Annotated in this window: 25 protein-coding genes; 13 read left to right on the forward strand and 12 right to left on the reverse strand. The window is 67.5% G+C overall.

All coding sequences use genetic code 11. The features are described 5' to 3' along the window. Positions 1–88: 88 nt before the first annotated feature. Positions 89–1,708, reverse strand: a complete 1,620-nt coding sequence (locus BLV96_RS18040) for an alpha/beta hydrolase (RefSeq protein WP_086670970.1) — start codon at positions 1,706–1,708, stop codon at positions 89–91. Positions 1,709–1,896: 188 nt separating this feature from the next. On the opposite strand from BLV96_RS18040, the gene BLV96_RS18045 reads away from it, so the two are divergent. After that, positions 1,897–2,175: a DUF3311 domain-containing protein gene (locus tag BLV96_RS18045; protein WP_086670972.1), complete on the forward strand. Its 279-nt coding sequence runs from the start codon at positions 1,897–1,899 to the stop codon at positions 2,173–2,175. Further along, positions 2,172–3,827 carry a monocarboxylate uptake permease MctP gene (mctP, locus tag BLV96_RS18050; RefSeq protein ID WP_086670974.1) on the forward strand — a complete coding sequence of 552 codons (1,656 nt, stop codon included), beginning with the start codon at positions 2,172–2,174 and terminating at the stop codon, positions 3,825–3,827. Before BLV96_RS18045 ends, mctP begins: the two co-directional genes overlap by 4 nt. Here the strand turns inward: mctP and BLV96_RS18055 are convergent. Then, complete coding sequence (locus tag BLV96_RS18055; protein WP_086671132.1) at positions 3,824–4,426, reverse strand: hypothetical protein; 603 nt, start codon at positions 4,424–4,426, stop codon at positions 3,824–3,826. The genes mctP and BLV96_RS18055 overlap by 4 nt on opposite strands. Positions 4,427–4,458: 32 nt before the next feature. Here BLV96_RS18055 and BLV96_RS18060 point away from each other — a divergent pair, with 32 nt between their 5' ends. Further along, positions 4,459–5,031: a peroxidase-related enzyme gene (locus BLV96_RS18060; protein WP_086670975.1), complete on the forward strand. Its 573-nt coding sequence runs from the start codon at positions 4,459–4,461 to the stop codon at positions 5,029–5,031. Here the strand turns inward: BLV96_RS18060 and BLV96_RS18065 are convergent. The 4 genes from BLV96_RS18065 to BLV96_RS18075 all read right to left on the reverse strand — a co-directional run bounded on the left by BLV96_RS18065 (position 5,028) and on the right by BLV96_RS18075 (position 8,654). Beyond that, the gene (locus BLV96_RS18065) at positions 5,028–5,960 is read right to left on the reverse strand and encodes a bifunctional helix-turn-helix transcriptional regulator/GNAT family N-acetyltransferase (RefSeq protein WP_091389333.1); all 933 of its coding nucleotides are present in this window, start codon (positions 5,958–5,960) and stop codon (positions 5,028–5,030) included. The two genes, BLV96_RS18060 and BLV96_RS18065, sit on opposite strands and share 4 nt — an antisense overlap. A gap of 227 nt (positions 5,961–6,187) precedes the next feature. Continuing rightward, positions 6,188–6,337 (reverse strand): hypothetical protein, encoded by a 150-nt coding sequence (locus BLV96_RS49890; RefSeq protein ID WP_167379635.1) that lies wholly within the window; start codon positions 6,335–6,337, stop codon positions 6,188–6,190. A 237-nt stretch (positions 6,338–6,574) separates the two neighbouring features. Then, positions 6,575–7,765, reverse strand: coding sequence for an ATP-binding protein (locus BLV96_RS18070; RefSeq protein WP_086670979.1), 1,191 nt, complete (start codon positions 7,763–7,765; stop codon positions 6,575–6,577). Positions 7,766–7,919: 154 nt separating this feature from the next. Continuing rightward, entirely contained in the window at positions 7,920–8,654 is a 735-nt protein-coding gene (locus BLV96_RS18075; RefSeq protein ID WP_086670981.1) for a MerR family transcriptional regulator, read from the reverse strand. Positions 8,655–8,832: 178 nt separating this feature from the next. Between BLV96_RS18075 and BLV96_RS18080 the strand changes: the two genes are divergently transcribed. Further along, positions 8,833–9,384, forward strand: a complete 552-nt coding sequence (locus BLV96_RS18080; protein WP_086670982.1) for a DoxX family protein — start codon at positions 8,833–8,835, stop codon at positions 9,382–9,384. Positions 9,385–9,444: 60 nt separating this feature from the next. Here the strand turns inward: BLV96_RS18080 and BLV96_RS18085 are convergent, their stop codons facing one another. Continuing rightward, on the reverse strand, positions 9,445–10,734 hold the full coding sequence (locus BLV96_RS18085) for an acetyl-CoA C-acetyltransferase (protein WP_086670984.1): 1,290 nt from the start codon (positions 10,732–10,734) through the stop codon (positions 9,445–9,447). A 92-nt stretch (positions 10,735–10,826) separates the two neighbouring features. Here BLV96_RS18085 and BLV96_RS18090 point away from each other — a divergent pair, with 92 nt between their 5' ends. Both BLV96_RS18090 and BLV96_RS18095 read left to right on the forward strand, forming a co-directional pair. Further along, positions 10,827–12,161, forward strand: a complete 1,335-nt coding sequence (locus tag BLV96_RS18090; RefSeq protein ID WP_086670986.1) for a 3-oxoacyl-ACP reductase — start codon at positions 10,827–10,829, stop codon at positions 12,159–12,161. A 1-nt stretch (position 12,162) separates the two neighbouring features. Beyond that, positions 12,163–12,993 (forward strand): MaoC family dehydratase, encoded by an 831-nt coding sequence (locus BLV96_RS18095; protein ID WP_086670988.1) that lies wholly within the window; start codon positions 12,163–12,165, stop codon positions 12,991–12,993. Here the strand turns inward: BLV96_RS18095 and BLV96_RS18100 are convergent. Continuing rightward, the gene (locus tag BLV96_RS18100) at positions 12,985–13,533 is read right to left on the reverse strand and encodes a plasmid pRiA4b ORF-3 family protein (RefSeq protein ID WP_086670990.1); all 549 of its coding nucleotides are present in this window, start codon (positions 13,531–13,533) and stop codon (positions 12,985–12,987) included. The genes BLV96_RS18095 and BLV96_RS18100 overlap by 9 nt on opposite strands. A 3-nt stretch (positions 13,534–13,536) precedes the next feature. After that, the gene (locus BLV96_RS18105) at positions 13,537–14,193 is read right to left on the reverse strand and encodes a TetR/AcrR family transcriptional regulator (RefSeq protein WP_086670992.1); all 657 of its coding nucleotides are present in this window, start codon (positions 14,191–14,193) and stop codon (positions 13,537–13,539) included. Positions 14,194–14,319: 126 nt separating this feature from the next. On the opposite strand from BLV96_RS18105, the gene BLV96_RS18110 reads away from it, so the two are divergent. The 5 genes from BLV96_RS18110 (at position 14,320) to BLV96_RS18135 (ending at position 21,209) form a co-directional block, all read left to right on the forward strand. Beyond that, positions 14,320–14,982 (forward strand): SCP2 sterol-binding domain-containing protein, encoded by a 663-nt coding sequence (locus BLV96_RS18110; protein WP_208608258.1) that lies wholly within the window; start codon positions 14,320–14,322, stop codon positions 14,980–14,982. A gap of 69 nt (positions 14,983–15,051) precedes the next feature. Continuing rightward, positions 15,052–15,603, forward strand: a complete 552-nt coding sequence (locus BLV96_RS18115; protein ID WP_086670996.1) for an SCP2 sterol-binding domain-containing protein — start codon at positions 15,052–15,054, stop codon at positions 15,601–15,603. A gap of 1,666 nt (positions 15,604–17,269) precedes the next feature. Next, positions 17,270–17,908 carry a hypothetical protein gene (locus tag BLV96_RS18125; protein WP_086671000.1) on the forward strand — a complete coding sequence of 213 codons (639 nt, stop codon included), beginning with the start codon at positions 17,270–17,272 and terminating at the stop codon, positions 17,906–17,908. A 67-nt stretch (positions 17,909–17,975) separates the two neighbouring features. Continuing rightward, positions 17,976–19,382 carry a ParB N-terminal domain-containing protein gene (locus BLV96_RS18130; RefSeq protein ID WP_086671001.1) on the forward strand — a complete coding sequence of 469 codons (1,407 nt, stop codon included), beginning with the start codon at positions 17,976–17,978 and terminating at the stop codon, positions 19,380–19,382. After that, positions 19,383–21,209: a DEAD/DEAH box helicase gene (locus BLV96_RS18135; protein ID WP_086671003.1), complete on the forward strand. Its 1,827-nt coding sequence runs from the start codon at positions 19,383–19,385 to the stop codon at positions 21,207–21,209. It begins immediately after the preceding gene. Here the strand turns inward: BLV96_RS18135 and BLV96_RS18140 are convergent. Continuing rightward, positions 21,202–22,509: a DNA cytosine methyltransferase gene (locus BLV96_RS18140; protein WP_086671005.1), complete on the reverse strand. Its 1,308-nt coding sequence runs from the start codon at positions 22,507–22,509 to the stop codon at positions 21,202–21,204. The genes BLV96_RS18135 and BLV96_RS18140 overlap by 8 nt on opposite strands. A 53-nt stretch (positions 22,510–22,562) precedes the next feature. Here BLV96_RS18140 and BLV96_RS18145 point away from each other — a divergent pair, with 53 nt between their 5' ends. Further along, a complete protein-coding gene (locus tag BLV96_RS18145) occupies positions 22,563–23,021 on the forward strand; it encodes a very short patch repair endonuclease (protein WP_086671007.1) in 459 nt (152 codons plus the stop codon). A 76-nt stretch (positions 23,022–23,097) separates the two neighbouring features. Here BLV96_RS18145 and BLV96_RS18150 read toward each other — a convergent pair whose 3' ends face one another. Further along, positions 23,098–23,574 (reverse strand): FxsA family protein, encoded by a 477-nt coding sequence (locus tag BLV96_RS18150; protein WP_086671009.1) that lies wholly within the window; start codon positions 23,572–23,574, stop codon positions 23,098–23,100. Between the two features lie 69 nt (positions 23,575–23,643). Between BLV96_RS18150 and BLV96_RS18155 the strand changes: the two genes are divergently transcribed. Further along, positions 23,644–24,999 carry a hypothetical protein gene (locus BLV96_RS18155; protein ID WP_086671012.1) on the forward strand — a complete coding sequence of 452 codons (1,356 nt, stop codon included), beginning with the start codon at positions 23,644–23,646 and terminating at the stop codon, positions 24,997–24,999. Here BLV96_RS18155 and BLV96_RS18160 read toward each other — a convergent pair. Next, positions 24,956–26,902: an ABC transporter ATP-binding protein gene (locus BLV96_RS18160; protein ID WP_086671014.1), complete on the reverse strand. Its 1,947-nt coding sequence runs from the start codon at positions 26,900–26,902 to the stop codon at positions 24,956–24,958. The two genes, BLV96_RS18155 and BLV96_RS18160, sit on opposite strands and share 44 nt — an antisense overlap. Positions 26,903–26,904 lie beyond the last annotated feature (2 nt).

Here is a 26,904-nt window from a genome sequence, read left to right on the forward strand (position 1 = left end):
TCCACAGGTGGTGGACAACTCTGTGCACAGGTGTGGAAAAGCCCCGCCGAACGTCCGTCCGGCGGGGCTTCCACAACACCTAGTGGCGTCAGGCGCCCGGAGGCACCGGAAGTGCCACACCCGGCAGGCTCTGGTCGTTCGGCACGACGCCGTCGACCAGGTAGGCCTCCACGACCTTGTCCACACCCGCGTTGCCGCCGGCGTAGATGCCGTGGTCACCCTCACCGGTGATGGTCAGCATCCGCGAGTTCTCGAACGCCTTGTGCGCGCGCCGCGCACCCTCGATCGGCGTCGCCGGGTCGTGCTCCGACTCGACGATCAGCACCGGCGGGACACCCTTGCCGTTGAGCACGGGCAGCGGCGCCGGCTGCTTCTTCCAGAACAGGCACGGCTGGATGAACCAGCCCGCGCCGAGCAGGGGCAGCTGCTGGTCGATCAGCTTCTGCGACTGCTTGATGGCGCTCTGGGTGGAGCCGGTCCACGGACCCTCGTTGCACGGGATCGTCCAGAACGAGGCGTCGTAGGAGTCACCGTCGGTCGGCACCATCAGCGGCTGCGCGCCGGGCGTCACGGTGCTCTTGTCGGCGACCTTGACCTTCTGCGCGGCCGACGTCTTGGCCTGCGCGGACGCGGTGCCCTGGGTCAGCGTGCGGACGCTGACCAGGTAGTCGGCCAGCGCCGGGAAGGCGCGCTTCGAGTAGATCTGCGACGCGATGAAGGCGTCCAGGCCGTTGGCCGACACGCTCGAGCCGTCGGGCAGGGTGACCGCGCCCTGGGTCAGGGCGTAGCGGACCTGCTCGTAGGTCTGGCGGGCGGCTTCGCCGGAGGTGCCGAAGTGGTAGAGCTTGTCGTACTTCGCCATCCACGGGAGGAAGTCCGAGCGGAAGCGGCGCTCGAAGCCGAGCGGCTGCCAGTCGAACGACTTCTGCCAGGTCGTCGTGAACTCCGTCGAGGAGTCCAGGACGAACCGGCCCGTGCGCGTCGGGTAGGCCTGCGCGTAGTGCGCGCCCATCCAGGTGCCCGCCGAGTAGCCGACCCAGTTGATCTTGTCGCGGCCGAGCAGCACGCGCAGCAGGTCGATGTCCTTGACCGTCTGGTCGGTGTTGATCAGCGGGCCCAGCTCGCCGGACTTCGCCTGGCAGGACAGCGCCGCGTACTTCGTCGCCTGGTTGATCAGGTTCAGGTTCTGCTTGTTGCGGTCACGCGGGTCCAGGTCCGAGCCGGTGCCGATGGCGCCACCGCACGTGATGTTCGTGCTCTTGCCGGTGCCGCGCGGGTCGAACCCGACGATCTCCTGGTGCTCGCGCAGCTTGGGCTGGTTGCGCAGGCGGGCCGGGAAGTTGCGCCCGGGCGCCCCCGGGCCGCCCGGGTTGGTGACGACGCTGGCCGTCGCGTCCTTCGTCGCCTTCAGCCGGCTGACCGCGATGGTCAGGTCGATCTGGGCGTTCGCCTGGTACCAGTTGCGCGGCGTCTTGTAGGTCGCGCACTCCATGTCCTCGGCGCCCGCGGGCGGGGCCGTCGGCAGCTCGGAGGGGACAGCGCACTTGTGCCAGTCCAGCTTCTGGTTCGCGTACTGGGCCGGGATGTTCGTGGAGTTCAGCGGCTGCTTGCCGGCCGCGGCATCCTGGCCAGCGAACGCAGGGGTGAACCCGGCCAGCAGGGTGCCGGCGATCGCCGGGATCACCACCGCGTAGCGGAGTCGTGTCATACGGTTGCCCCTTATCGGGTTTCGCGTGCGGAGTCCGGCTATTGATATAGGCCGGGTGGGGGCGGGGCAACCGACGTTGGTCGGCAACGCGGACCGCGGCGATCAAATCGATATCGGACAGACGTGACTCCCTGTCACCCAGGTTCTAAGGTCAGGCGGTCGGTTACGGGAGTGTTAGGTGAGGTCCGATGTCGACTGCGAAGCACGACGGGAAGGTGCGCGGGCTGCGGTTCAGCCCGTGGAACCTGCTCCTGATCGTTCCGCTGCTGGTCCTGGTCACGCCACTGTTCAACATGGACGGTCCGCGGCTGTTCGGGATGCCGTTCTTCTACTGGTTCCAGTTCCTGATGGTGGCGGTCGGGGTGCTCAGCACCTGGATCGTCTACCTGATGACGCGGGACAAGCCGACCGCTGACGCGCCGGACAACCTGAGCGTCGAGGACCTGGACGAGGGGGACGCTCGATGAGCAACCTGCAGTGGCCCGAGCTGATCATCTTCACGATCCTGTTCGCGCTGGTGACCGTCCTCGGCTTCATGGCGTCGCGCTGGCAGCGCGGCAGCACGCTGGACCACCTGGACGAATGGGGTCTCGGCGGCCGCAAGTTCGGCTCGTGGATCACGTGGTTCCTGCTCGGCGGTGACCTCTACACGGCGTACACGTTCGTCGCGGTGCCCGCGCTGGTGTTCAGCGCCGGCGCGCTCGGCCTGTACGCGCTGCCGTACACGATCGTCGTCTACCCGATCGTGCTGCTCCCGGCGCTGCGGATGTGGTCGGTCTCGCGGGTCCGCGGTTACGTGACCCCGGCCGACTTCGTGCGCGGCCGCTTCGGCTCGCCGATCCTGGCGCTGCTGGTGGCGATCACCGGCATCGTCGCGACCATGCCGTACATCGCGCTGCAGCTGGTCGGCCTCGAAGCCGTGCTGCGGACGATGGGCATCAACGGCTCCGGCATCGTCGGGCACCTGCCGCTGCTGGTCGCGTTCGTGATCCTGGCCTTCTACACCTACCAGTCCGGCCTGCGGGCGCCCGCGCTGATCGCGTTCGTCAAGGACATCCTGATCTACATCGTGATCCTGGTGGCGATCATCTACCTGCCCTCGAAGCTGGGCGGCTGGTCGCACATCTTCGACGCGGCGGCGAAGAAGCTCGGCACGCCGAGCCCGACCACGGGCAAGCCGGCCGGGTCGATCCTGCTGACGGCCAACAACCAGCTGCAGTACGCGACGCTGGCCCTGGGTTCGGCGCTCGCGCTGTTCCTGTACCCGCACTCGCTGACCAGCGTGCTGGCTTCGCGCGGCCGCAACGTCATCAAGCGGAACATGGTCGCGCTGCCGGCGTACTCGCTGGTGCTGGGCCTGCTGGCGCTGCTCGGGTACGTGGCGATCACGGCCGGCGTCAAGCCGCTGACCAACGCGGCGACCGGCAAGGCGGACGGCAACACGATCGTCCCGGTGCTGTTCGACACCCAGTTCTCGTCGTGGTTCGCCGGCATCGCGTTCGCCGCGATCGGCATCGGCGCTCTGGTGCCGGCGGCGATCATGTCGATCGCCGCGGCCAACCTGTGGACGCGCAACATCTACAAGGAGTACATCCGCAAGAACGCGACCCCGGCCGAAGAGGCGAAGCAGGCCAAGCTGGCTTCGCTGGTCGTGAAGCTGGGCGCGGTGGCCGTGATCATCCTGATCGACCCGCAGTTTTCGATCGACCTCCAGCTCATCGGCGGCGTGCTGATCCTCCAGACGCTGCCGGCGGTCGCGCTGGCGCTGTACACGCGCTGGTTCCACCGCTGGGGCCTGATCGCGGGCTGGGTCGTCGGCATCGGCTGGGGCCTGATCATGCTGTACGGCATCCCCAACCCGGCCAACGGCAAGCAGCACTTCGGCGGTTCGGCGCTGGCGCTGGGCAACATGTCGATCTTCGGCTGGCACCCGTTCTCGGGTTCCCAGGTCCAGATCTACGTCGGCTTCGTGGCGCTGATCGCGAACCTGGTCGTGGCGGCGATCGTCACGGTGATCGCCCGGCAGCTGAAGGTCTTCAACGGCACGGACGACACCAACGCCGAGGACTACCACGCCGACGAGAACGACAAGGACCTGCGTCCCATCGGTGTCCACTAAGTCCACTGAGGACGGATGGCCGCCCGGGAAACGAGGTAGAGCACCAGCCCGTTGAGCAGGTGCCAGAGGAAGTGCGTGCCGACCGGGACGTAGTCGCACACGTCCCGGTCGAGCGTGCGCAAGGAGAGCGAGAGCGCGAAAACCGCGCCGGCGACGGCGAAGCGCGTCCAAGCGGTGTCGCGCTGGTAGGCGAGCACCGCGGCGAAGGCGAACAAGCCGATCAGCGGCGCGAGGTAGAGCCCACCGCCCAGCAAGGCGGTGACGACGGTGAGCGCGAGAAACCCCGGCGCGGCAACCCAAGCCCACCGCCGGCTCCAGAACTCCCGCACGAACACGACGGCGTACACCAGCACGAAGACGAGGATCGCCCCCGAGTCCGCGGCGCCCGCCCACCGCGTCGCGACCAGGTGGAAGACGCTGCTGGCGACGAAAACCAGCCCGATCAGCACGGCCAGCAGCCGTCCGATCCGATCCCCCTTGGCCAGCCGCCAGACGAGAATCGCGGCCACGAGGAAGGCGAGGTTGCTGAGATCGTTGAGCGGCTCACCCCAGAGCCCGGGCGCGACGCGTTCGCAGTACCCGTCGACGTAGTCCGTCACGAACACAGCCAACCACGACTAGCGTGCGGGGTATGAGCGACGTGAGCCGGTTCCCGGTGGTGGAACTCGAAGACCTGCCCGACGACCTGCGCGAGCGCGTCGGCGCGATCGCCGAGAAGTCGGGCTTCGTCCCCAACATCTTCCGCGCCCTCGGCCACCGGCCCGCCGAGCTGCGCGCCTTTCTCGACTACCACGACGCGCTGATGGAACGCTCCGACGGACTCAGCAAGGCCGAACGCGAGCTGGTCGTCGTCGCCACGTCCGGGGCGAACCACTGCACCTACTGCGTCGTCGCGCACGGCGCCATCCTGCGCATCCGCGCCAAGGACCCCGAGCTCGCCGACCGCGTGTCGAGCAACCCGTGGCAGGTCGAGCTGGACGAACGCGGCCGCGCGATCGTCGACCTCGCGCTCGCCCTCGCCCAGGACTCCGCGTTGTTCGGCGAAGGCGACCTCGAAGCCGCGCGCGACGCCGGCCTCACCGACGACGAAATCTGGGACGTCGGCGCGATCACGGCGTTGTTCGCGATGTCGAACCGGCTCGCCCACCTGACCGCGCTGCGCCCGAACCCCGAGTTCTTCCTGCTCGGCCGCACACCGCGTTAGAACTTCAAGCGCCAGGTCTCGTCGGTCAGCTTCGGCCCCCAGTCGGCGAAGTCCTCTTCGCGGACCAGCTCGAAGCCGGCCGCTCGGTAGATCGACCGCGCGGCGGTCAGGATCGAGACCGTCGACAGCTCCATCGCGCGGTACCCGTGCGCGCGGGCGAACTCGACGCACTCGGTGACCAGCCGCTTGCCGACGCCGTGGCCCCGGGCCGCCGGTTCGAGCAGCAGCAACCGCAGCTTCGCGGTGTTTTCGTCCGGACCTCGGGTGCACGCGATGCTGCCGACGCGCTCGCCGTCGAGCTCGGCGATCCAGAACGCCTGCCGGTCGTCGTCCCGCTCGGCGAAGTCGGCGATGATCCGGGCGACCAGGCCCTCGAACTGCGAACCGAAGCCGTACTCGCGGCCGTAGAGCGCGCCGTGGCGTTCCACCACCCATCCGAGGTCACCCGGTCGTGGTGGGCGAAGGACGAGCGTGGGGTCGTGACGGCGGTCGCCGACCAGGTCGCCGATCGTGCGCATCGCGGTCAGCAGCCGATGCTGGTCTTCGTCGGCGAACCGGCGCAGCAGCCCGCCGATCTGGTCGGTGGACCGGGCGTTCAGCACGGCGAACGCGTCCCGGCCCGCGGCCGTCGGGCGCACGAGCTGGCGCCGCGCGTCCTCGTCGGACCGCTCACGCGTAATCAGCCCGCGTGCTTCGAGTCGGGTGAGCAGCCTGCTGGCGTAGCCGGCGTCCAGGTCGAGACGTTTGCGCAGCTCGGTCACCGGCAGCGGGTCCTGCCGGAAGCCCGCGAGCTCGAAGAGCACGCGGGCTTCCGGCAGCGAGTACTCGGCGTCGGCCGGTCCCTCGTCGAGTACGCCGATGACTCCGGTGTACAGCCGGTTGAAGGCCCGGACCGCGGCCACGCGGTCGGCGAGCTGAGTGTCGTTCATTGACCACCTCAACAAGTTCGTTGACGAAGTCAAAGATTACTCGGCAAGCCGGCCTGGGCAAGGGGTTTACCGGGGAAATGGGAAACCCCGCGATGCTGCCAGGTCGGGGGTCCGCCAGCATCACGGGGTCGTAGGGGGTATCGACAGCACTTTGCGTGTCGTTACACCTTCAGCACTTTGTGGCATAGGTCACTCGAATGGGCGACCGCCACAGGGTGAAACAGAGGTCAGCGCATGTAGCCCGAGCGAGCCTGCGCGATCGCGATGAGTTCCTGACGGACCGTCGCGGTCGCGGCGGTGTCGATCGCCCGGTTCAGCGCCCGGCGAGTGCGAACCTCGGCGCGACGGGCACGGAGCTTGGCGGCGATGTTGTTCATCGTTTTCTGCATCCCCTTCGAGGGTCTTGGTGGCTTGTGCCTCTAGTATGCGCCTTTTTTCACAAGGAAGCCAACGAATATCCGGTGATGTGGCGCACTCGCCGATGAATCATCGGCAAACTTGGGTATGGGCCGGAGAGATCGGGGGTGGCGGCGGTCACGACGAGGCAACCCGCTACATGCCTCTAAGGCTCTCTAGCGCGAGAGCTAGAGAACCTTAGGAACGCGGATAGGCCGTCAGTCGCGGCCGAGCAGGTAGTGGCCGAAGTGCGGGACGGTGAAGGCGATCTGGCCCCGCTCGGCGGAGTAGACCAGGCCCTTCTTCATCAGGCTGTCGCGCGCCGGTGACAGCGAGGACGGCTTCCGCCCGAGGAAGACGGCGACGTCGGCGGTGCCGGCGGGCTCGTCGCGGCCCTGGGTCAGCTCGGCCATGGCCTGCAGGTACTCGCGCTCGGCCGGCGTCGCCCGGTCGTAGCGCGAGCCGAAGAAGCCGACCGCCAGCTCGGACTCCGCTTCGGGCGCCGCGACCTGGACGTCCTTGACGGTGATCGGGTCGGACGGCGCCGCGTCCCAGGCCGCCTTGCCATAGGCCTGGATGAAGTACGGGTAGCCGCCGGACGCGTCGAAGAGCGCGTCGAGGGCTTCGGGCTCGATGCCGGCGTCCTCGCGCTCGATCGGCGCCATCACCGCGTAGTCGGCGTCCTCGCGGTCGAGCCGGTCGATCCGCGAGTACCGGAAGAGCCGCTCGGAGTAGGACTTCGACGCCGACAGCACGGCGGGCAGGTGCGGCAGCCCGGCGCCGACGACCACGAGTGGCGCCCCGGACTGGGACAGCTCGTGGCAGGCCGCGCACAACGCCGAGACGTCGTCCGGCTGCAGGTCCTGCATTTCGTCGATGAGCAGCGCGACGCCGGTCCCGACGTCCGCGGCCAGCTCGGCGACGTCGGTGAACAGCTCGACGAGGTCGATTTCGATGTCCCCGGAGTCCGCGCGGCCCTGGGCGGCGGGCACGTCGATGCCGGGCTGCCACCGGTCGCGCAGCTTGGCGTCGGCCTTGTTGGCCCGCAGCGCGAACGCCTTGAGCACGCCGAGCACCTCTTCGACGCGGTCCGGAGCGCGGTGCCGCACGGCGAGGTCCCGGATGGCCCGGTGCAACGCGGCCGACAGTGGCCGCCGCAGTTCGGCGTCCGGCCGGGCTTCGATCTTCCCGGCCCCCCACTTGTGCCGCACGGCCATCGCGCGCAGCTCCCCGAGCAGCACGGTCTTCCCGACGCCCCGCAGTCCGGTGAGGACGAGACTGCGTTCGGGTCTCCCCCGCGCGACCCGTTCGAGCACGACCTCGAAGGCCTTGAGCTCACGCTCACGCCCGGCCAGCTCGGGCGGCCGTTGCCCGGCGCCCGGCGCGAAGGGGTTGCGGATGGGGTCCACTCTGCCAAGCTATCGACGTATCTAGCGCGAGCCCGATATTCCGCCATAGACGGCTAGGGCGTGTCGCCGGAGTTCGACCGGATGGCCGTACATAGAGACGAACAGGTCTGCAGCCCTGCTCGTCCCTACCCCCAGCGCGCACTACGACGTAGGACTAATCGCCGAGGTTCCGTTCCGCGTAGATCTTCATCGCATCCCGGACGAATTCCGCTCCGCCGCCTTCGAACCCGTACCGCGGGTCGTCGACGTACAACTGTCCGAGCCCCGCGAAGTAGCCCGCGGACACGGACGAAACCGCCGGCCGCAGCCACTCGTGCAGCCGCCGCGTGGTCGCCTGGACCTCGTCGCTGTCCGAAGCCAGACCCGAAGCGCGGGCCGCGCCGAACGCCGTCGCGATGTCCACCTGCTCCTGCTGGTGGGCCTTCTTCTCGTCGGCCGACAACGAACTCCACCACTGGTCACCGCGCCGGTAGGCGTCAGCGCCCCAGCGGCGCGTGACCTCCTCCTCGTACCGCGTGTGGTCGAAGCCGTCGAAGACTTCTTCTGCCATCAGTCGTTCACCTCCCTTCAGTTTCCGCAAAGTGGTCCGGACCGAATCGATCTGCCGTCCGATCCGCCGCCGCTCCTGTTCGAGCAGCTCCAGGTGGGTCTTGAGCGCCGCCGAGCTGTCGCGTTGCCCGTTCAGGACCTCCGCGATCGCCGGGAGCCCGAGGCCCAGTTCGCGCAGCAGCAGGATCCGCTGCAGCCGGACGAGCGCCTGCTCGTCGTAGTAGCGGTAGCCGTTGCTGCCGACGCGGCTGGGATCGAGCAGGCCGACCGCGCCGTAGTGGCGCAGCGTCCGGCTCGTGGTCCCGGCCGAGCGGGCGAGGTCCTGGATCGACCACTCCATGCCGACGACGATAGAAGTTGACGCAACGTCAAGGTCAACCGCTAAAGCTTTATAGCTCTCTCTAGTAATGATGCGATATTTTTGCAGAAAGCCCGATGAGGATTCGACGACGGGACGAGCGGGCACTCAGCGAGTAGGTTCGACCAGGCAGCGGCCCGTACGAGGAAGGCAAACGACCGTGATACTCCGTCGAGTGGCACGTCCCCTGCTCGCCACGATCTTCGTGACGGGCGGAATCAATGCGCTGAGGCAGGCCGAGGGGCACGCGAAGGCGGCGGAACCCTTCCTCAACAGCGCGTTCGACAAGGTCGGCGACAAGGTGCCGGAGCAGGTTCCGCGCGATCCGGTGACGCTCGTCCGCATCGACGCCGCCGTGAAGATCGGCGCCGGCCTCGCGTTCGCCGCCGGCAAGGCGCCGCGGCTCGCGGCCGGGCTGCTGCTCGGCAGCCTCGTGCCGACGACGCTCGCCGCGCACAGCTTCTGGACCATCAAGGACCCGCAAGAGAAGCAGAAGCAGCAGATCCAGTTCTTCAAGAACGCGAGCGTGGCCGGCGGCCTGCTGCTCGCGGTCAGCGACACGCACGGCAAGCCGTCGGCGGCGTGGCGCGCGAAGCACGCCGCGAAGGACGTCACGCGGGACGTCAGCAACGCGGCGGGCAAGTTGAGCCGCAAGGGCCAGAAGCGTGCCAACAAGCTCGCGAAGCGCGCCCAGAAGGCCCTCCCCAACTGACACTTTCATAGGGAAAGTGCCGCCCCGGGACTTCCGGAGGCGGCACTTTCCCTATGAAAGCTACTTTTCGAGGATCGCGGTGACGCCCTGACCGCCGGCCGCGCAGATCGAGATCAGGCCGCGGCCCGAGCCCTTCTCGTGCAGCAGCTTCGCCAGCGTCGCGACGATCCGGCCGCCGGTCGCGGCGAACGGGTGCCCGGCCGCCAGCGACGAGCCGTTGACGTTCAGCTTCGCCCGGTCGATCGCGCCGAGCGGCGCGTCCAGGTCCAGCTTCTCCTTGGCGAACGCCGGGTCCTCCCACGCCTTGAGCGTGGCCAGCACCTGCGACGCGAACGCCTCGTGGATCTCGTAGAAGTCGAAGTCCTGCAGCGAAAGCCCGGCGCGCGCGAGCATCCGCGGCACGGCGTACGCGGGCGCCATCAGCAGGCCCTCTTCACCGTGGACGTAGTCGACGGCCGCGGTCTGCGAGAACGTCAGGTACGCCAGCACCGGCAGCTTGTGCGCCTTCGCCCACTCGTCGGTGGCGAGCAGGACCGTCGACGCGCCGTCGGTCAGCGGCGTCGAGTTGCCCGCGGTCATCGTGCCGTCGGGGCCGCCGAACGCCGGCTTGAGCTTGGCGAGCTTCTCCGCGGTCGAGTCCGCGCGCAGGTTCTGGTCGCGCGCGAGCTTGAGGAACGGTGTCACGAGGTCGTCGAAGAACCCGCGGTCGTACGCGGCGGCGAGGTGCTGGTGGCTGGCCGCGGCCAGTTCGTCCTGCGCCTCGCGGGTGATTTCCCAGATCTTCGCGGTCAGCGCCGCGTGCTCGCCCATCGACAGGCCCGTGCGCGGCTCCTCGTTGCGCGGGATCGCCGGGACGATGTGGCCGGGCCGGATCTTCGCGACGAGCTTGAGGCGGTCGCCGAGCGTCTTCGCGGAGTTCAGCTGGATGAGGATCTGCCGGAGGTCCTCGTTGACGGCCAGCGGCGCGTCGCTCGTGGTGTCGACGCCGCCGGCGATGGCCGAGTCGATCTGGCCGAGCGCGATCTTGTTGGCGACGTTGACGATGGCCTGCAGGCCGGTGCCGCACGCCATCTGGACGTCGGACGCGGGCGTCGCGGGTGAGAGCTTGCTGCCCAGCACGCTCTCGCGGGCCAGGTTGAAGTCCTTGGAGTGCTTGAGCACGGCTCCGGCGGCGACCTCGCCGATCACCTCGCCCTGCAGTGAGAAGCGGCTGACCAGACCGTCGAGGGCGGCGGTGAACATGTCCTGGTTCGACGCCTTCGCGTACGGCCCGTTCGACCGCGCGAAGGGGATCCGGTTGCCCCCGATGATCGCGACCTTGCGTACAGCGGAAGTTTTCCTCGGCGGCATGACTTCACCTCTCTGGTCGTGTCCCTCACACTGTAACCTACTCGGGAGTAGGTTAGACTGCGACGTGACGCAGACTGCACGGGAGGCAACCGATGGCTGACAGGTACCAGCAGTTCACGAAATCCCCGGTGGGGAAGTTCGTGGTGCCGAAGCTCGGCCTGCCCAATCCCGCCACGCTGCGCCGCTTCAAGCCCGGGCAACCCGCCCTCGAGGGTCCCGCACTTCTCGGCTCCGCGCCTGGTAGCCGGCTCGAGAAGACCCTGCGCGACCGGCTCGCCGACGCCGGCATCGAGGTCGTCACGTCGGCGGCCGACCGGCACGCGGCGCTCGTCTTCGACGCCACCGGCGTCACCGACCCTTCGCGCCTGCGCGAGGTCTACGACTTCTTCCACCCGGTGATCCGTAGCGTCGGGCCGTCCGGCCGGGTCGTCGTCCTCGGCACGCCGCCGGAGCAGGTCGAAGGCCGCGAGCGGATCGCGCAGCGCGCTCTCGAGGGCTTCGTGCGCTCCGTCGGCAAGGAGCTGAAGCGCGGCGCGACGGCGCAGCTCGTGTACGTCGCCGAAGGCGCCGAAGAGGCGACGGAGTCGACGCTGCGCTTCCTGCTCTCGGCGAAGTCGGCGTTCGTCGACGCGCAGGTCATCCGGATCGGCGCCGAAGGCAAGACGGCTTCGGCGCCCGCGAACTGGGAAAAGCCCCTCGACGGCAAGGTCGCGCTGGTCACCGGCGCGTCCCGCGGCATCGGCGCGGCGATCGCCGAGGTGCTGGCCCGCGACGGCGCGCACGTCGTCGCGCTCGACATCCCCGCCCAGGGCGGCGACCTGTCGAAGGTGGCCAACAAGATCGGCGGGTCGTCGCTGCAGCTCGACATCACTTCGCCGAGCGCGCCCGCGAAGCTCGCGGAGTACCTGAAGGAGCGTCACGGCGGCGTCGACGTCGTTGTGCACAACGCCGGTATTACCCGCGACAAGACGCTGGGCAACATGAGCGAGAGCGCGTGGGACTCGGTGATCGCGGTGAACCTGGCGGCGCAGCTCGCGGTGAACGACAAGCTGCTCGGCGATCGCGTGCTGAACGAGAACGGCCGCATCATCGGCGTCTCGTCGATCGCGGGCATCGCCGGCAACGTCGGCCAGACGAACTACGCGACGTCGAAGGCGGGCGTCATCGGCATGGTGAACGTCGGCGCGCCGCAGCTGGCGGAGTACGGCGGCACGATCAACGCCGTCGCGCCGGGGTTCATTGAGACGAAGATGACGGCGGCGGTCCCGCTGTTCATCCGCGAGGCCGGCCGGCGCCTGTCCAGCCTCGGCCAGGGCGGCCTGCCGGTCGACGTCGCCGAGACGATCGCCTGGTACGCGAACCCGGCGTCGGCCGCGGTGAACGGCAACGTGGTCCGCGTCTGCGGCCAGGCCCTGCTGGGGGCGTGACGTGGCGATCCGCGAACTCGACAGCACGCCGAGCCTGGCGACGCTGTACCCGAAGGCGCTGCTCGGCTTTCGCAAGACGGGCTCATCGCTGCCCGACACGGAGCTGGTCCGCACGGGTGTCGTCGTCGACCCGGCGCACCTCGCGGCGTACAACGCGGTCTGCGGCTTCCGGCTGAGCGACGAGCTGCCGGCGACGTACCCGCACATGCTGGCGTTCCCGCTGCAGATGGCGCTGATGACCGAGCCGGGGTTCCCGTTCCCGCTGCTCGGCATGGTGCACGTGGCGAACCGGATCACCCAGCACCGCGCGTTGCGGCTGGGCGAGGCGTTGACGATCCGGGTGCGCGCGGAGAACCTGCGCCCGCACGAGAAGGGGCGTCAGTTCGACGTCGTCAGCGAAGCCTGGGTCGGCGACGACCTGGTGTGGAGCGACGTGAGCACGTACCTGCGTCGCGGAGGCGGCTCTTCTTCGTCGCGCCGCGAGCAGCTCGCCCCGCCGACGCCGGACGCGATCTGGCGGATCCCGGGCGACATCGGCCGCCGCTACGCGGAGGTCTCGGGCGACCGCAACCCGATCCACCTGCACCCGCTGACGGCCAAGCTGTTCGGCTTCCCGCGCGCGATCGCCCACGGCATGTGGACGAAGGCCCACGCGCTGGCGGCGTTCGAAGGCCGCCTGCCGGCGGCGTTCACGATCGACGTCAAGTTCAAGCAGCCGGTGCTGCTCCCGGCAAAGGCGGGCTTCACGTCATGGGCGGACGGCGACGGGTGGGCGTTCGAGCTGTGGAGCGGGTCGAAGCCGCACCTGGAGGGCTCGATCAGCTCACTCTGACGGGAAGCGGCCGGCGATCGCCCGGTTGACCGCGGCGATGTCGAACGCCGCCGGGTCGAACTCGTCGGCCGCCTCCAGCCCGAGCCATTCCAGGGTCTCTTCGTGGTCCTCGTGGCCGGGGTCGGCGAGGATGTCGAGCAGCTCTTCGTATCCGCCGATGCCGCCGCAGTCCTCCGGCGGTCCGGCCCGGCGTCCGTCGAGGCAGCGCGGACGGCCGCGCGCTGGTTCACGGGCTTCGAGCGTGACTTCGTGCAGCCAGTCGTCCCCGAAGTCGTACTGGTAGCTCAGCGTGTCGGCGGGAGCGCGGAGCACTTCACCGAGCCGCTTGGACCGGGCGTCGGCGTGGCTGAGCTCGGGATCCGGAAGCCCGTACGCGCCGTCCGCCGTCTCGAACACCCACAGGTGACTGCGCTCCCAGCCGAAGGCGTCCTGGATCAGCTCGTGCAGGTCGGCCAGCGAGAAGTCATCGGGGACGGCCACTCGCCGCCAGATCGCCGGCTTGCTGTCGGCCAAGGTCATTTTCAGCGTGAGTGTGGTCATGCGTTACTCCGAAGGTTTCCAGACTTCGCCCTCGATGAGGTCGTTGAAGCCCAGCCAGACGAGGTTCATCAGCCAGGACGCCAGGACGCCGTCGGAGATGTCGGGGTGGTCGAGGGCCCAGTCGGCCAGCGACTCGGCCGCCCCGACCAAGGCCGCGGACAGGCCTTCGCCGGAGAACTCGGCCTGCTCGCCGACGCCCTTGCGGGTGCCCGCCGACACGACCAGGGCCGCGACCAGCTGGATCGCCCGCGCTCGCATGTCGGTGATCTCCGCGGCGAACGCCCCGCCGACGGTGAGGGCCTGGCGGTGCAGGACCGTCCACGACTCGCGGTACTCCGCGACGAAGCGGTAGAACGACCGCAGGCCGTGCCAGAGCTGCATGTCGGGCGGCAGATCGGGCTGCACGCCGGCCTGGATCGCCTCGAGCAGCCGCGTCGCCTCGCGGCGGATGCACGCACCGAACAGGTCCTCTTTGGACCCGAGGTAGGTGTAGATCATCGGCTTCGAGACGCCGGCGACGTCGGAGATCTCGTCCATCGAGGCCGCGTGGTAGCCGTGGCGCGAGAAAACCTGGACGGCGGCGTCCAGGATCTGCCGCTCGCGCACCGCACGCGGCAGCCGCCTGGCCCGTTCGGGCGGACGCTGATCATCCTCTGACACGCTGGACCTCCCTGTTGCTGACCGGAGACGGTACCGGGCGCTGCCCCGTCAGGGTGATTTCGGCACGCTTGCCCGCCTACCTACTGGCGGGTAGCCTTACGCGTGAGTAACAGCAGAGGAGTGACCATGGCCGACAACGCCGGGATGACCAGCGCCGATCAGGTCGCGGTGCTCCGTGGGGCGGCGCTGCTGGACGCCCTGGAGCGGCTCGACCCGCTGAGCCCCGAGGCGCACGCCCTCGACGTCAACGCCCTCGCCGACGCGGTCAACCCACGCGACCTCGGCAAGGACGACTTCCGAAGACTTCTGAACGCGCTCCTGCGGCTCGCCGCCCAGGCCCCGGCGTTCGACTTGAGCAAGGTCGAGCCGGCCCGGTTCGCGTCCCTGGTGTCCTCGGCATCGCGAGCGCAGCTGGAGAGCGTCGTCGCGGAGAGGCCCCTGCGCGAGCGGGTACTGGACGAGATCTTCGCCCGCATGGGCGCGCACATCAGGTCCGACCGTGCCCGCGACCTGCACGCGGTGGTCCACTGGCGCCTGTCAGGAGGTGTCGGCGAGGGCGGCTACGACCGCTACGAGACGGCAATTTCGCACGGCGCGTGCACGGTGAGCCGCGAGATGCATTCAGCCCCGAGGGTCACGATCACGATCGCCCCGGCCGACTTCTTCCGGCTCATCACCCACCAGGCGACGCCGGCGGTGTTGTTCGTCACGGGAAGAATCAAGGTCAAGGGCGATCTGGCGTTCGCGGCGGGCCTGATCGGATACTTCGACCTACCCCATCCCGTGTAGTTTGTCGCTGTGCCCCGAAAAGCGAAGTGGCGCCTTTCCCGGCCCCGCGGAGTACGCGCCGGCCACGCGGTGAACGCGTTCGCGGACAAGCTCGTCATCGGCAACTTGACCCCCGCGCAGTTCATCCAGGTGTTGGAGACGCTGCACATGCTGGGTTCCGCGGGAGCGGGCATAGAGCTGAGCTCCCTGTCGACGGACGTCCTGGTAGACGTGGTCCGCCGAGCCTCCCGCGACCAGCTGAAGGCGATCGCTTCTCACGCTGAGCTACGTTCTGTGTTTCTAGACGAGATATTCCGCAGAATGTCGGAGCACTTTTCACCGGCCCGGGCGCGTCACGTGGATTTCGTGGTTTCCTGGCGCTTTTCCGAAGGAACGGGCGAGGACGGCTACGACCGTTTCCAGACGGTGATCGAGGACGGGGTGTGCGTATCGTCAACGGACCTGTCCCGCAGCCCGGACACCACGATCACGCTGTCGGTGGACGACTTCATCCGGATGGCCACGGGCAACGCAGCAGTGGCGGCGATGTTCGTGACGGGCCGGGTGAAGGTAAAGGGCGAGTACGCCCCGGCGGTCCGCTTCTCAAGCTACTTCGACATCCCCAAGCCGTCTGACGCGTAGGCCGGCCGAGTGCGTCGGCCTACGCGTCATGCCCGGCCGGCTACTAGAGGAGTGACTGCAGCCACTCGATGAGCCAGTCGGCCGCCTTCTTCCCCAGGGAGTAGAGCGCGCCGCGGGCGAAAGATGCCGGCCAGCTGGGCTCTCCGCTCACCCGTCCGGTGGCCTGTGCCGGCCTCCTGGAACGCGTGATCTTGGCGTTACGGGTCCGCGAACCCCGCTTCGGGCGCTTAGACTTGACCATAGGAACTCCTGACTGGTTTGCGCTGGTGGGGGTTCTGAAGGGGAAAGTCGGCCGGTGTCTGCTTACCGGCTTGCCGGCTGGCTTTCCCTGGGCACGCTGGGGTCTGGGACGCCTCGGTGAGGCGCCCCAGGGTGGGGCTTGCGCGCGCACCCGGTGGCTTGGGTACGTGCCCGGCGAGGTGCACCACCAAGTTTCCTCCTGCAAATGTGTCATCCATCACGTGTCACCCATCACGAACGGTGATCCTGCGCTCGGACGCGAGTCCGGTACAAACGAATCGCGAAATGGGTTGATTCGTCCACGTGCTGTCGTGGTGGAAGCGGAAGTGGGCAGGGCGGCTCTCGAACGGCTTCTCCTTTCCGTGGTGTCAGTGAAGGGGCGGGTCGGCAAGTTACGTTGCGCCGGTCGACTTCGGCTTATCGGAGGACCGGCGCAACGGAATCTCGTGCGAGATCCGCTGATTCAGCCTGGATCAGCACCGGGACCTCAGCCCGGGACGGCTCCAGTAACGCGAATCGGGACAAGCTCAGCCGTGACCGGGCGATCTCCCGCAGTTCAAGAAGGGATCGCAGAGCACACGGGAGCGGGGCACGGCCGCCCTGCTGCGCCAGTGAATACATGCGCTCCAAAGTGCTGGAGCTGGGAACCCTGCGCGCGTTGGCGAAGTGTGACAACGCTGCTGGGGACACCCACAACTGCTTTGCCCGCTCGGCCTGTGTCCGGGCCTCCATGCACTTGCACAGCTGGACGACGAGGTCGGCAAGGCGACGCTGTTCCGTCGTCGAGGCCGGAGGGTAGCGCCCACCGGCGTGCCCGAGCTTCATCTGCTTTCCCTTTCGAATCTGGGTGCACTTGATAGAGGGCAGAACCGGCGCTTTGCTTGCGCGGAGAGGTCGCCCTTGACGCCGGCTTGAGTCGCCCTGACGCTGGCGTGAGCCGGTGATGTGACGGTTGTCTAGGTGTGTTCTGGGGTGTCGGCCTCCTGGTGAGCGTGCGGCTGCGGATCGGGCTCGGCTGCAGTGGCTGCCAGTCGAGGCTTAGTGAGCGTAGCAGTCCTTCGCGCGCTTCGGGCCGCGTTGTCGCCCTGTGTTGCGAAGGCGTGTGAAGCAGCGAAGCGGCGATGTAGCCTTCAATCGTGCATCGTCGAGGATCTACGGTCGCTCTTCAGCTGGCTGTAAAGGTATTAGTGCAGCTTGCGGCGCCGCGCGCCCTCCGCAGCTCGCAGATGATCTTGAATTGAGATTGCATTGTTTACAGATCTTGTAAACACGCAGACCGCTTCTTGTGTCGGCGAGCGTGCTACAAAGAAAGAAGTTCCGGGCGTGTCGCCCGCTCCGCGAAGCTGCCGGCGCAGTGCGCTCGGCCGCGAACAGAAAGTGAAGGTAAGCTTTGCGCCCGTCTTGGACAGATCCCAACCTGGGGACCATGAAACGCGTTGCCTTGTGGCTGCTCGACGTAGTTGGTGAAGGAAACGAGTTCACCAAGGAGGAGATGCGCGCAGCATTCCCGGGCGTCTCGCAGATCGATCGCCGGATGCGTGACCTGCGCAGCTTTGGGTGGCGTATCGACACGAACCGGGAAGACCCGTCTCTGACATCGGCCCAGCAGCGCTTTGTGGAGAGCGGCCAGCCGGTGTGGGAGAAGGGTATGGCCTCGCGGCCTCAAACCGCTGCGGCGATCGGGGCGGTACGCCGGCGCGAGATTATCTCCAGAGACGGCAACATGTGCCGCTCGTGCGGGATCGCGCCGGGAGACCTCTATCCGGAAACCTTCGAAGGTGCCCAGCTCGACATCGCGCGCAGGGATGTCGAGCTGCCAGATGGAAGCGTTGAACAGCAGCTGGTCACCGAGTGCAAGAAGTGCCGTATCGGCGCGAAGGACCTTGTGGTCGACCTCCCTGCCGTGATTGATCGCGTGAACACCCTGGCGCCAGACGAGCGGAAGCTCCTGGCCTCGTGGATGGACGCGGAACAGCGTCCCTTCAACCCAGCTGAGCGGGCATGGTCTGAGTACAAGACGTTGCCAGCGGACGCACGCGCAGCGGTGCGTGGTTCTCTGGGCTGACCAGGCCTGCGCCATGGACCGGGATATCGTTTGCCGTTGCTGCGCACGTAGGTAGTACAGGAGAATCATGATCAAGGACTACGGACGGCCGCCCAGGTCCAACGAGAACCGCGACCTCATCGAGCGCCGCCTCAAAGAGGTGGTCGAGGCCGGTGGCTCACGCGAGACGCAGACCGTCGACTGGCGGGGCAGTCAAGTACACCTCGACGTCATCCAGATGCCGGCCGGTGACTTGTACTACAACCCGGCGACGCACCGGATCCGTGCGCAGCGCAGTCACGACCCGCAGCTCGACCAGCTCGTTGACGAAGACCCCTGGAGCAGCGCGAGCCAGGAGTACCTCGGATATCTCCTGCAGGCGCTGCCAGCAGATCCCAGCAGGACCGACCCGGCCTTCACCGAGCTGTCAGAAAGCTTGCGCGATTACGAGCAGACCGAGCCGGGGCTGATCACGCGCGACGGCGTGCTCGTGAACGGCAACACCCGGCGTGCGGCCCTGCTGAAGATGGGCGGGCCGCAGCAGCCCATCAGGGTCGCCGTGCTCCCGGAGTCCTGCGACTGGACCGACATCCGGGATGTCGAGCTGTCGCTGCAGCTGAGGAGGGAGCATCGCCGCGACTACTCGTACATCAACCGTCTGCTGGCGATCGACGAGCTGGTGAGCCAGGGCATACCGATCGCGAAGATCGCCGCGATCTTCCGCAGCACCGTGCCGGCTTGCAAGCAGGACCAGTGGGTCTTCGCGTGTATCAAGTCGATGATCGAGCGCAGCGAGGTGAGCGGCCACCGCATCCCGCTCATCGCGTTCGAGGATCATCAGGAGAAGCTGAAGGAGCTGCACAGGCGTTACCAGAAGGATCTGGCGACGAGCGGTGACCGCGCGGAGCTGACTAAGGAGTCGAGGCTCGCGGCGATCATGCTCGGGTTCTCCAAGACCGACGTTCGCTTCATCGAGTCGGACTTCCAGTCCCGCTACCTGAACAGCGCGCTGCCGGCTGACCTCAAGCCGGAGCCGGCTCCATCGAAGGTTGCGATCCCCGGGCTGGGCGTTTCAGTCAAGGGCGCGTCGGACGATGTGGCGACCGCCAAGGAACTGACGGACACCGTGCTGAAGGCACGCACGGTCGAGATCACCCACGCCAGCGGGTATGCGGTTGAGCTCGCCGAAAAGCCGGCAGAGCTAAAGGAAGCGATGGACAAGGCCATCAAGCTTGCTGGGCGTAACGCGCAGCTGCAAAAACGCAAGCAAGCGGCCCCTGACCGGTTGAACTCCGCTACCGCTGAGATCGACCAGTGCGTCACGGAGCTGGCCATGTCGCGTGCGACTCGCGCATTCGACGAAGAGACGTTCAACGACGCGCTCATGGGTTTCCGTCGTAGCCTGCGGAAGCTTGCTGTCGAGGTGGCCCGGACGGTCGAGGATGAGAGCGAAGGTACCGCCTGGCTACGACAGCTTCTCGAACTGGAGTCCTGAGTGGAGCACAACGGTCCAAGCCTGATCATCGGTTTTGACCTGACGCGGACGCAGGCGAAGCTGGAGACGGTGAACCAGTTCCGCGAGAACCTGGCTAGCCTGCTGGCGGCGTTCCCTGGTGGTCAGATGACTGAGCGCCTTGCTGCGGCGATACCGATCGATGAGTTCATCGGGGGTGTCGAAGCCCTGGTGGGCTGGCCGGCTCCGGATTCGGTGGTCTGGGAGGACTCGTTCCGCACTCTGGTCACGGAGATGATCAACGATGCGGAACGCTCGGAGCGCTTGCTCGCCGGTGAAGAAGACGACCTCGTTGTCCACGAAGAAGACGTCGCGGGAGAGCTGGATCCCACCTGGACCGGGGATCTCACGCCGTTCCAGCGGCGAGACATAGCAAAGCTCGTTTCACTGGGCCATGGAGCGAACTTCAGTGTCCCCGGGGCGGGCAAGACCCGCGTGGCGCTGGCCGCTTTTTCCATCTTCCGCCGGCGCCAGCGGGTCAAGCGCTTGCTGGTCGTCTGCCCGAAGTCGGCGTACGAGGCGTGGCAGGAAGAGAGCGAGAAATGCTTCGCGAGCGCACTGGACGTCCAGGTCTACGACGGCAGGCCTTCGTCGTCCGCGGACGTGCTGCTGGTGAACTACGAGCGCCTGGAGCGCTCCCTGGGGAGCATCACCGATTGGCTGGAGTCGGCGCCGACGATGATGATCCTGGACGAAGCGCACCGGATGAAGCTCGGCACGGCCGGTGTGTACGGAGCTGCCTGCATGGCTCTCGGGCCGCTTAGCGTCATCAGGATGATCCTCACGGGTACTCCCGCTCCGAACGGTCCCAAAGACCTGGAAAGCTTGCTGGCCTTCGTCTGGCCTGGTCGTGGAAAACGGGTCGTCAACGAGGCCATCGACGGTGGCAATCTCATTTACGCCAGCCGCGTGCTCAAACCCCTCTACACCAGGACGACCAAGCACGAGCTCGGGCTGCCGCCGGTGTCTCTGGGCATGCGCATGGTCGACCTCCCCCCGCTCCACCGGGAGATCTACGACGCCATCGTGGGCCGGTTCACCGCTAGAGCCGAACGAAGCCGATCCGACTTCGACGCGCTCGGGCGAACCGTACTGCGGTTGATCATGGCAGCGACCAGCCCCGCCCTGCTGTCTGAGGGAACCTCGCGGTACGAGCCGCTGTCCCTCCAGGTGCCGCCGCTGGAGATTCCGATAAGCGACCCGCTGCACACCCTGCTCGGCTCTCTTTCCGAATATGAGATGCCACCGAAGTACCAAGAGGTACTCGCCATAGTCAGGGAGAACGCCGGGAAGAACCGGAAGACGCTGGTATGGGCTAGTTTCGTCCGCTCCATAACGACTCTCGAAGTTCTCCTCGCCGACTTCAACCCTGCTGTCGTGCACGGGGGCACGCCTGACCGTGACGCGCAGATCGACGCCTTCCGCACTGATCCGGATTGCGCCGTGCTCATCTCGAACCCCGCCACCCTGGGTGAGGGGATCAGCTTGCACCAGGTCTGCCACGACGCCGTCTACGTTGACCGGGACTTCCAGGCCGGCCGTTTCCTGCAGAGCCTGGACCGCATTCACCGGCTCGGCCTGGCACCTGACACCGAGACCCGCATAACCATCCTGGCGGCACGCGGAACGGTCGACGAGGTTGTGGCACTGAGGCTCAACGAGAAGCTCGAGTTCATGGGCAAGCTCCTCGACGATGCGTCAGTCCAGCAGCTCGGCGACCCGTTCGAAGAGCCATCCGTCATCGCCGGCATGGACGCCGCGGACGTGAAGGCCCTGCTGCGGCACGTCCGGAAGCCGGAACTCAGCTGATCTTGGCCCGGTTCTGGAGGAACTTCTCGTGGCGCTCGTGGTTGGCCTGACCGATGAATGCTTTGAACTCGCCAAGCTTGTAGGCAAAACTATCGTCAGGCAGACGCTGAGGGTCGATGTCGAAGTCACGGCGAAGCTGGGTGATGCGTTCTTCGAGCTCCGCGATCCCGTTGCGAAGCTTGGCGCGCTTCAGAATCACGTCAGTGGGTACGTAGCCTCCGAGCTCCCGGAGCACCTTGTAAACGGGATCGTGGCTCGAGGTCTCACGCGAGACGACCTCGCCCTCGTGCTTGAGCGCCTTCAGGATCGCTGACCCCACCGCTTCAGCGACTGGCGGCGGGAATGCGTTGCCGATCTGCCGGTAGCGAGTTGTCTTCCGTCCGGTGAACTCCCACTCGTAGCCCTTCCCCCATCCTTGGATGCGGGCGACCATCTCGGTGGTCAGCTTCGGCCCGGGAGCCTTGTTCGTGCCGGTGTTGAACCTGGCGTCTCGCGCAGGCGGGGCATCCGCCACACCCATCGCGTCGACACTCAGCTCGGCCCATGCGCGCTTGGCCCTGGTCGGTCCCAGGTCCGCGCCACCGTGCTTCTTGGAACCACCGACGATCGTGGGCCCGATCTTGTCAGCGTCCTTCATCCACTGCTCGAGCCCTTCCCAGCCGTTGGCGCCCATGAGGTCGTGAATGGCGGCACTAACGGTGAGCTGCTCCTCGACGGGCTCGGGCCACTGGAAGTACTTGGCGTCATCCTCTTGCATTGCGACCAGGACGAACCTGGGCCGTAGCTGCGGCACCCCGAAGTCGCACGCGTTGAGCAACCGCCATTCGGCGACGTACTTGAACTCGGCGAGCCGGTCCAGGACGTACTGCCGGTAACCCGAAAACCGGGGCAGGCTGAGCCCGCGGACGTTCTCCAGCATCAGGGCTCGCGGCCGGACCTTGTCCACCTGCTCCACAGCCCAGGCGAAGAGGTCGCGTTCATCGTTTGCACCGAGCTGCTTGCCAGCGATCGTGAAGGGAGGGCAAGGAACTCCGCCGGCGAGCAACGCGACCTCGCGGTGATCTTCGGGATTGAAGATGGCGGGGTCGGCGACGTCGCCCTGCTGGACGATGTCGCGTTCCTCTTCGTTGATCTCGATCTTGCCCGGGATGTTGGTGTGCAAGGTCGTGAAGGCATTGGAGTCCAGCTCGACCGCAAGGCGGTGCCTGAACCCGGCTCGCTCGAGACCCAGGGCCTGGCCACCCGCGCCAGCGCAGAGTTCAACGACCTCGAAGGAGCTGTCGTCGGGGGCGCCGGTCATCGGAGTCCTTCCCAGGGTGGCGTGGCGAGGTAGCGCCTGAGACTATCTGGCGCATGGCGCGCCGCGAGACACCCCCGCCAACTGATGGAAAAGCGAAGCCGAAGCCCTATCCCGCTGCTGCCAGCGAGGGCCGCTCGCGCAACATGCGAGCTAACAGGCGCACGGACACCAAGCCCGAGGTGACTCTTCGCAAGGAACTGCATCGGCTTGGTTATCGGTACCGCAAGGACCTGCCGATAGTGCTCGAAAGTGTGCGTGTTCGTCCCGACATCGTCTTCACCAAGCGAAAGGTCGCGGTCTTCGTCGACGGCTGCTTCTGGCACGTCTGCCCGCAGCACGGACGCCAGCCGACCAGCAACGAGTGGTATTGGACGCCGAAGCTCCGGCGCAACATGAGCCGCGATGAGCTGGTGACCGAAGCGCTCGAAGATGCGGGCTGGCGCGTGGTCCGCATCTGGGAACACGTGCCGCTGCGCGATGCCGTCTCGGCAATCGAGGCCGCGATCTCGTAGCACGAACACGCGTTCGATCTTAAAGACCGCACGTGCAAACGCCTAGCAGCATCAGCTCGCGTGTCGTTACGGCTGTTCAGCCCTCGATGACCCGCCCCTCGATCACCGTCGGCTGGTCGCGGTCGCGCCTCGGCTCCCCCGTAGGCGGAACCACCTCACTGTCCACCACCATCACCGGCCCCCGCCGCTGGTTGGCGAACCGGACCGCCCGCTTCTCCACCCGCTTCAACCACCACCGCCGGACCACCGCCCGCGACGGCGGCAGCATCAACAGCAACCCCAGCACGTCGCTAACAAACCCCGGGACCAGGATCAACACCCCGCCGAGCGCGACCAGCATCCCGTCGGTCAGTTCCTTCTCCGCCGGTTGCCCCGCCCGGGCCGCCGACATGAACGCCCGCATCGCCTTGCCGCCTTCGCGGCGGGCCAGCCACGAGCCCAAGAACGCGCCGGCCAGGAGGAGGCCCAGCGTGCCGAGCACACCCACGGCCGAGCCCACCGCCCAGATCGCGGCGATCTCGGCGAAGACGTAGAGCAAGAACGCGACAGCCATACCCGGTCAACGAACGAGCTGTCCGATTTGCTCCCGCGCCCTCCGACGCACCGGCTAGTCTCACTCCTCGTGTCCGACTGGCTCCGCTGGCTCCTCATCGCCGCCGCGGTGCTCGCCGTGGTCGGCCTGGTCGTCGGACGGCGGGTGTCGCCGGCCCGGCTGGGGCTCTCCTGGTTGCGGACGCCGGATCTCGACGGGCGGGGCTCGATCCTGCTGTCCGTTCTAGCTTGGCTGGTCGTCGCGGTCGTCGTCGCCGGGGGGACCACTGGTGGGTTGCTGTGGTTCCTCGGCTGGCCGAAGCTGCCGACCGCCGGGGTGTTCGGGGTCGATCAGCTGCTCGACCTGCTCAAGATCGCCCTCTCCGTCGTCGCCGGGTTCGGTGGCGTGGTGCTGCTCGCCGTCAACTACCGCAAGCAGCGGGTCACCGAAAAGGCGCACGACCTCGCCGTCGACAAGGCTGATCGTGAGACCGTCCAGAGCTTCAACGAACGTCTCGGCACCGCCGCCGAACAGCTCGCTCACGAGAGCCCGGCCGTTCGGCTGACCGGTGTCTACGCCCTCGCCGGCCTCGCCGACGACTGGGCTGACAAGCGCCAGGTCTGCGTGGACGTCCTCTGCGGTTACCTGCGCCTCCAGCCCGACGTCATGACGCCCGGCGAGACCGAGGTCCGGCAGGCGATCCTCCGGATGATCCGGGATCGGCTCACGGGCTTCGAGTGGTGGCTGCCCGTCGACTTCGACTTCACCGGGGTCGTGTTCGAGAACGCCGACTTCTCCGGCCTGCGGTTCCCCGGCCGGGTCATCTTCGACCGGGCCGACTTCACCGGTGAGCTGACCTCCTTCGACCACACGCGCTTCCAGGGACTGCTCAGCTGCCACGGCACGCACTTCACCGCCGACCGGACGTCCATCGCCCACTCGTCGTTCACCGGCGGCGTCGAGTTCGTCGGTGCCGAGTTCGCCGGCGAGGAACTGGTGTGCTCGAACTGGGACGCCCGTGGGCCCGTCGACTTCTACCGCTGCCGCTTCCCGGTCCGCGCTCTGGACTTCTCCGCGCTCACCATCGAGAACGCGGTGGTCCGGTTCGAGCAGACGGAGTTCGGCGACGCCGCTCTCGACTTCGGTCTGCTGCGCAACTGGACGGGTAGCGGTGCCTTCGCCCGGCTGAGCTTCGAAGATGTGCGGTTCACCCGATGCCGGCTCGACCTGCAGTTCCTGTCCGACAGCGAGCGAGCGATCTGGTTCACCGACTGCGTGCTCGACACCACCGTCGTCATCATCGACGACCGCGATGCGCTGATGCCGTGGCTGAACCTGCGGAACGTGGAGCTGCGCGGAGGCACCGAAATCCCCGAGGGGATCATCCGGCGCCCCCGGTCGCTCAGCTCGGCACCTCGTCGAGGTACGCGCGCGCCTGGAGGGTGAACAGGTCCGCGTAGCCCGCCTTTGCCGCCATCAGCTGCTCGTGCGTTCCGTACTCCGCCACCTTCCCGTGGTCCAGCAGCAGGATCCGCTCCGCCTGCCGCACCGTCGAGAACCGGTGCGAGATGTACAACGTCGTCCGGCCCTCGGACAGCTCGCGCAGCCGCGAGAACAAGTCGTGCTCGGCCTGTGCGTCCAACGCCGACGTCGGCTCGTCGAGGATCAGCAGCGGCGCCTCACGCTGGAACGCCCGCGCCAAAGCGATCTTCTGCCACTCGCCGCCGGACAGCGAAACGCCCTGGTCGAACCAACGACCCAACGGGCTGTCGTAACCGGACGGCAGGCGCTCGATGCGCTCGTCCGCGCCCGCTCGGCGGGCCGAGTCCTCGATGTGGCGACGGTCCTCCAGACGCGAAAGGTCGCCCAGTCCGATGTTCTCCGCCGCCGTTCCCTGGTACGTCACGTAGTCCTGGAACATCGCGCTGATCCGCGTGCGCAGCTCCACCGGGTCGTACTCGCGGATGTCGACGCCGTCGAGGCGAATAGTCCCGCCGGTCGGGTCGTACAGCCGGCAGAGCAGCTTGAACAGCGTCGACTTGCCCGCGCCGTTGCGGCCGACCACCGCCACCGTCTCGCCCGGGCGGATCTCGAAGCTGACGTCGTCCAGCGCCGGCTCGTCCGCGCCCGGGTAGCTGAAGGTCACCGAGTCGAACTCGATGTGACCCTCCACAGTGGACGGCATCGGACGTGGCGAGGGAGGCGCCGTGATCTCGGGCTTCGTGTCCAGGAAGCGGTACAGCGTGTCCAGGTAGAGGTTGTTCTCGTACATCCCCGAAAACGCCGTGAACAGCCCGGACACCGACGTCTGCACCGAAGTGGCCGCGGCCGTGTACAGCGCCAGGTCACCGAGCGTCAGCCGCCCGCCGACCGCCTCCAGCGCGATGTACAACGCGATCGCCGAGCCCGCGAACGTGCTCAGCAGCCCCCAGGACGTCGAGCTGATGTTGCGGTTGATCGTCAGCTTCCGCTGCCGCTCGTACGACACCAGGCCGAGCCGGCGGAACCGGTCGACGAAGTACGGGCCGAGCCCGAACAGCTTCGTCTCCTTGGCGTACGTGTCCGTCGTGACCAAAGAGGACAGATAATCCATCCGGCGCTTGATCGGCGACATCAGGAACGTCAGCCAGAACGCGCGCGAGCCGTACTTCGACTGCGAGATGAACGCCGGGATCGGCGCCAGCAACGCGACCAGCGCCAGCAGCGGGCTGATCGAGACGAGCAGCGCGATCATGCTGCCGAACGTGATCAACGTCCGGACCAGGCCCAGCGCGGAGTTCATCATCGACAGCGGCCGCGTCGGTGCCTCCTGCGCGGCCTGGCGCAGCATGTCGTAGGACGCCGAACCCTCGAAGTACGCGAGGTGCAGCTCGCTGGCGTGCGCCATCACCTGGTGGCGGATGGTCAGCGTCATGCGCTCCTGCAGCAGCGACTGCGCGATCGACGTCATGGCACTGCTGAGCGCGGTCGCGGCGAGCACGCCGAACTGGAACAGCGCGACGTTCACGATGTCGCCCGTGGTCCCCTTGCCCTGGATCGCCGCGACGACCGAGTCGAGCAGCAGCTTCGCGACGTACGCGGTCACGGTCGGCAACAGGCCGGACAACAGCGTGATCAGCGCCAGGAGGATCGTCAGGACCGGGCTGGCCTGCCACGTCAGCTTGACGACCTTGGGCAGGCCGCGGACCGTGCCCGCCACGGACGTCCTCGCGCGCTTGAGCCGCGAGCGCAGGTCCTTCGGCTGGTCTTCCGGCTTGGGTTCGGGAATGTCGACGGGCCCGGTGAGCCCGCTCTCCGGCACCGTCGACGCGTGGCGCCGCCGGCCCCGCCTGGCCAGCATGAACTCCATGC

Origin of the sequence: Amycolatopsis pretoriensis (assembly GCF_900107925.1) — a bacterium.
GTDB lineage: Bacteria > Actinomycetota > Actinomycetes > Mycobacteriales > Pseudonocardiaceae > Amycolatopsis > Amycolatopsis pretoriensis.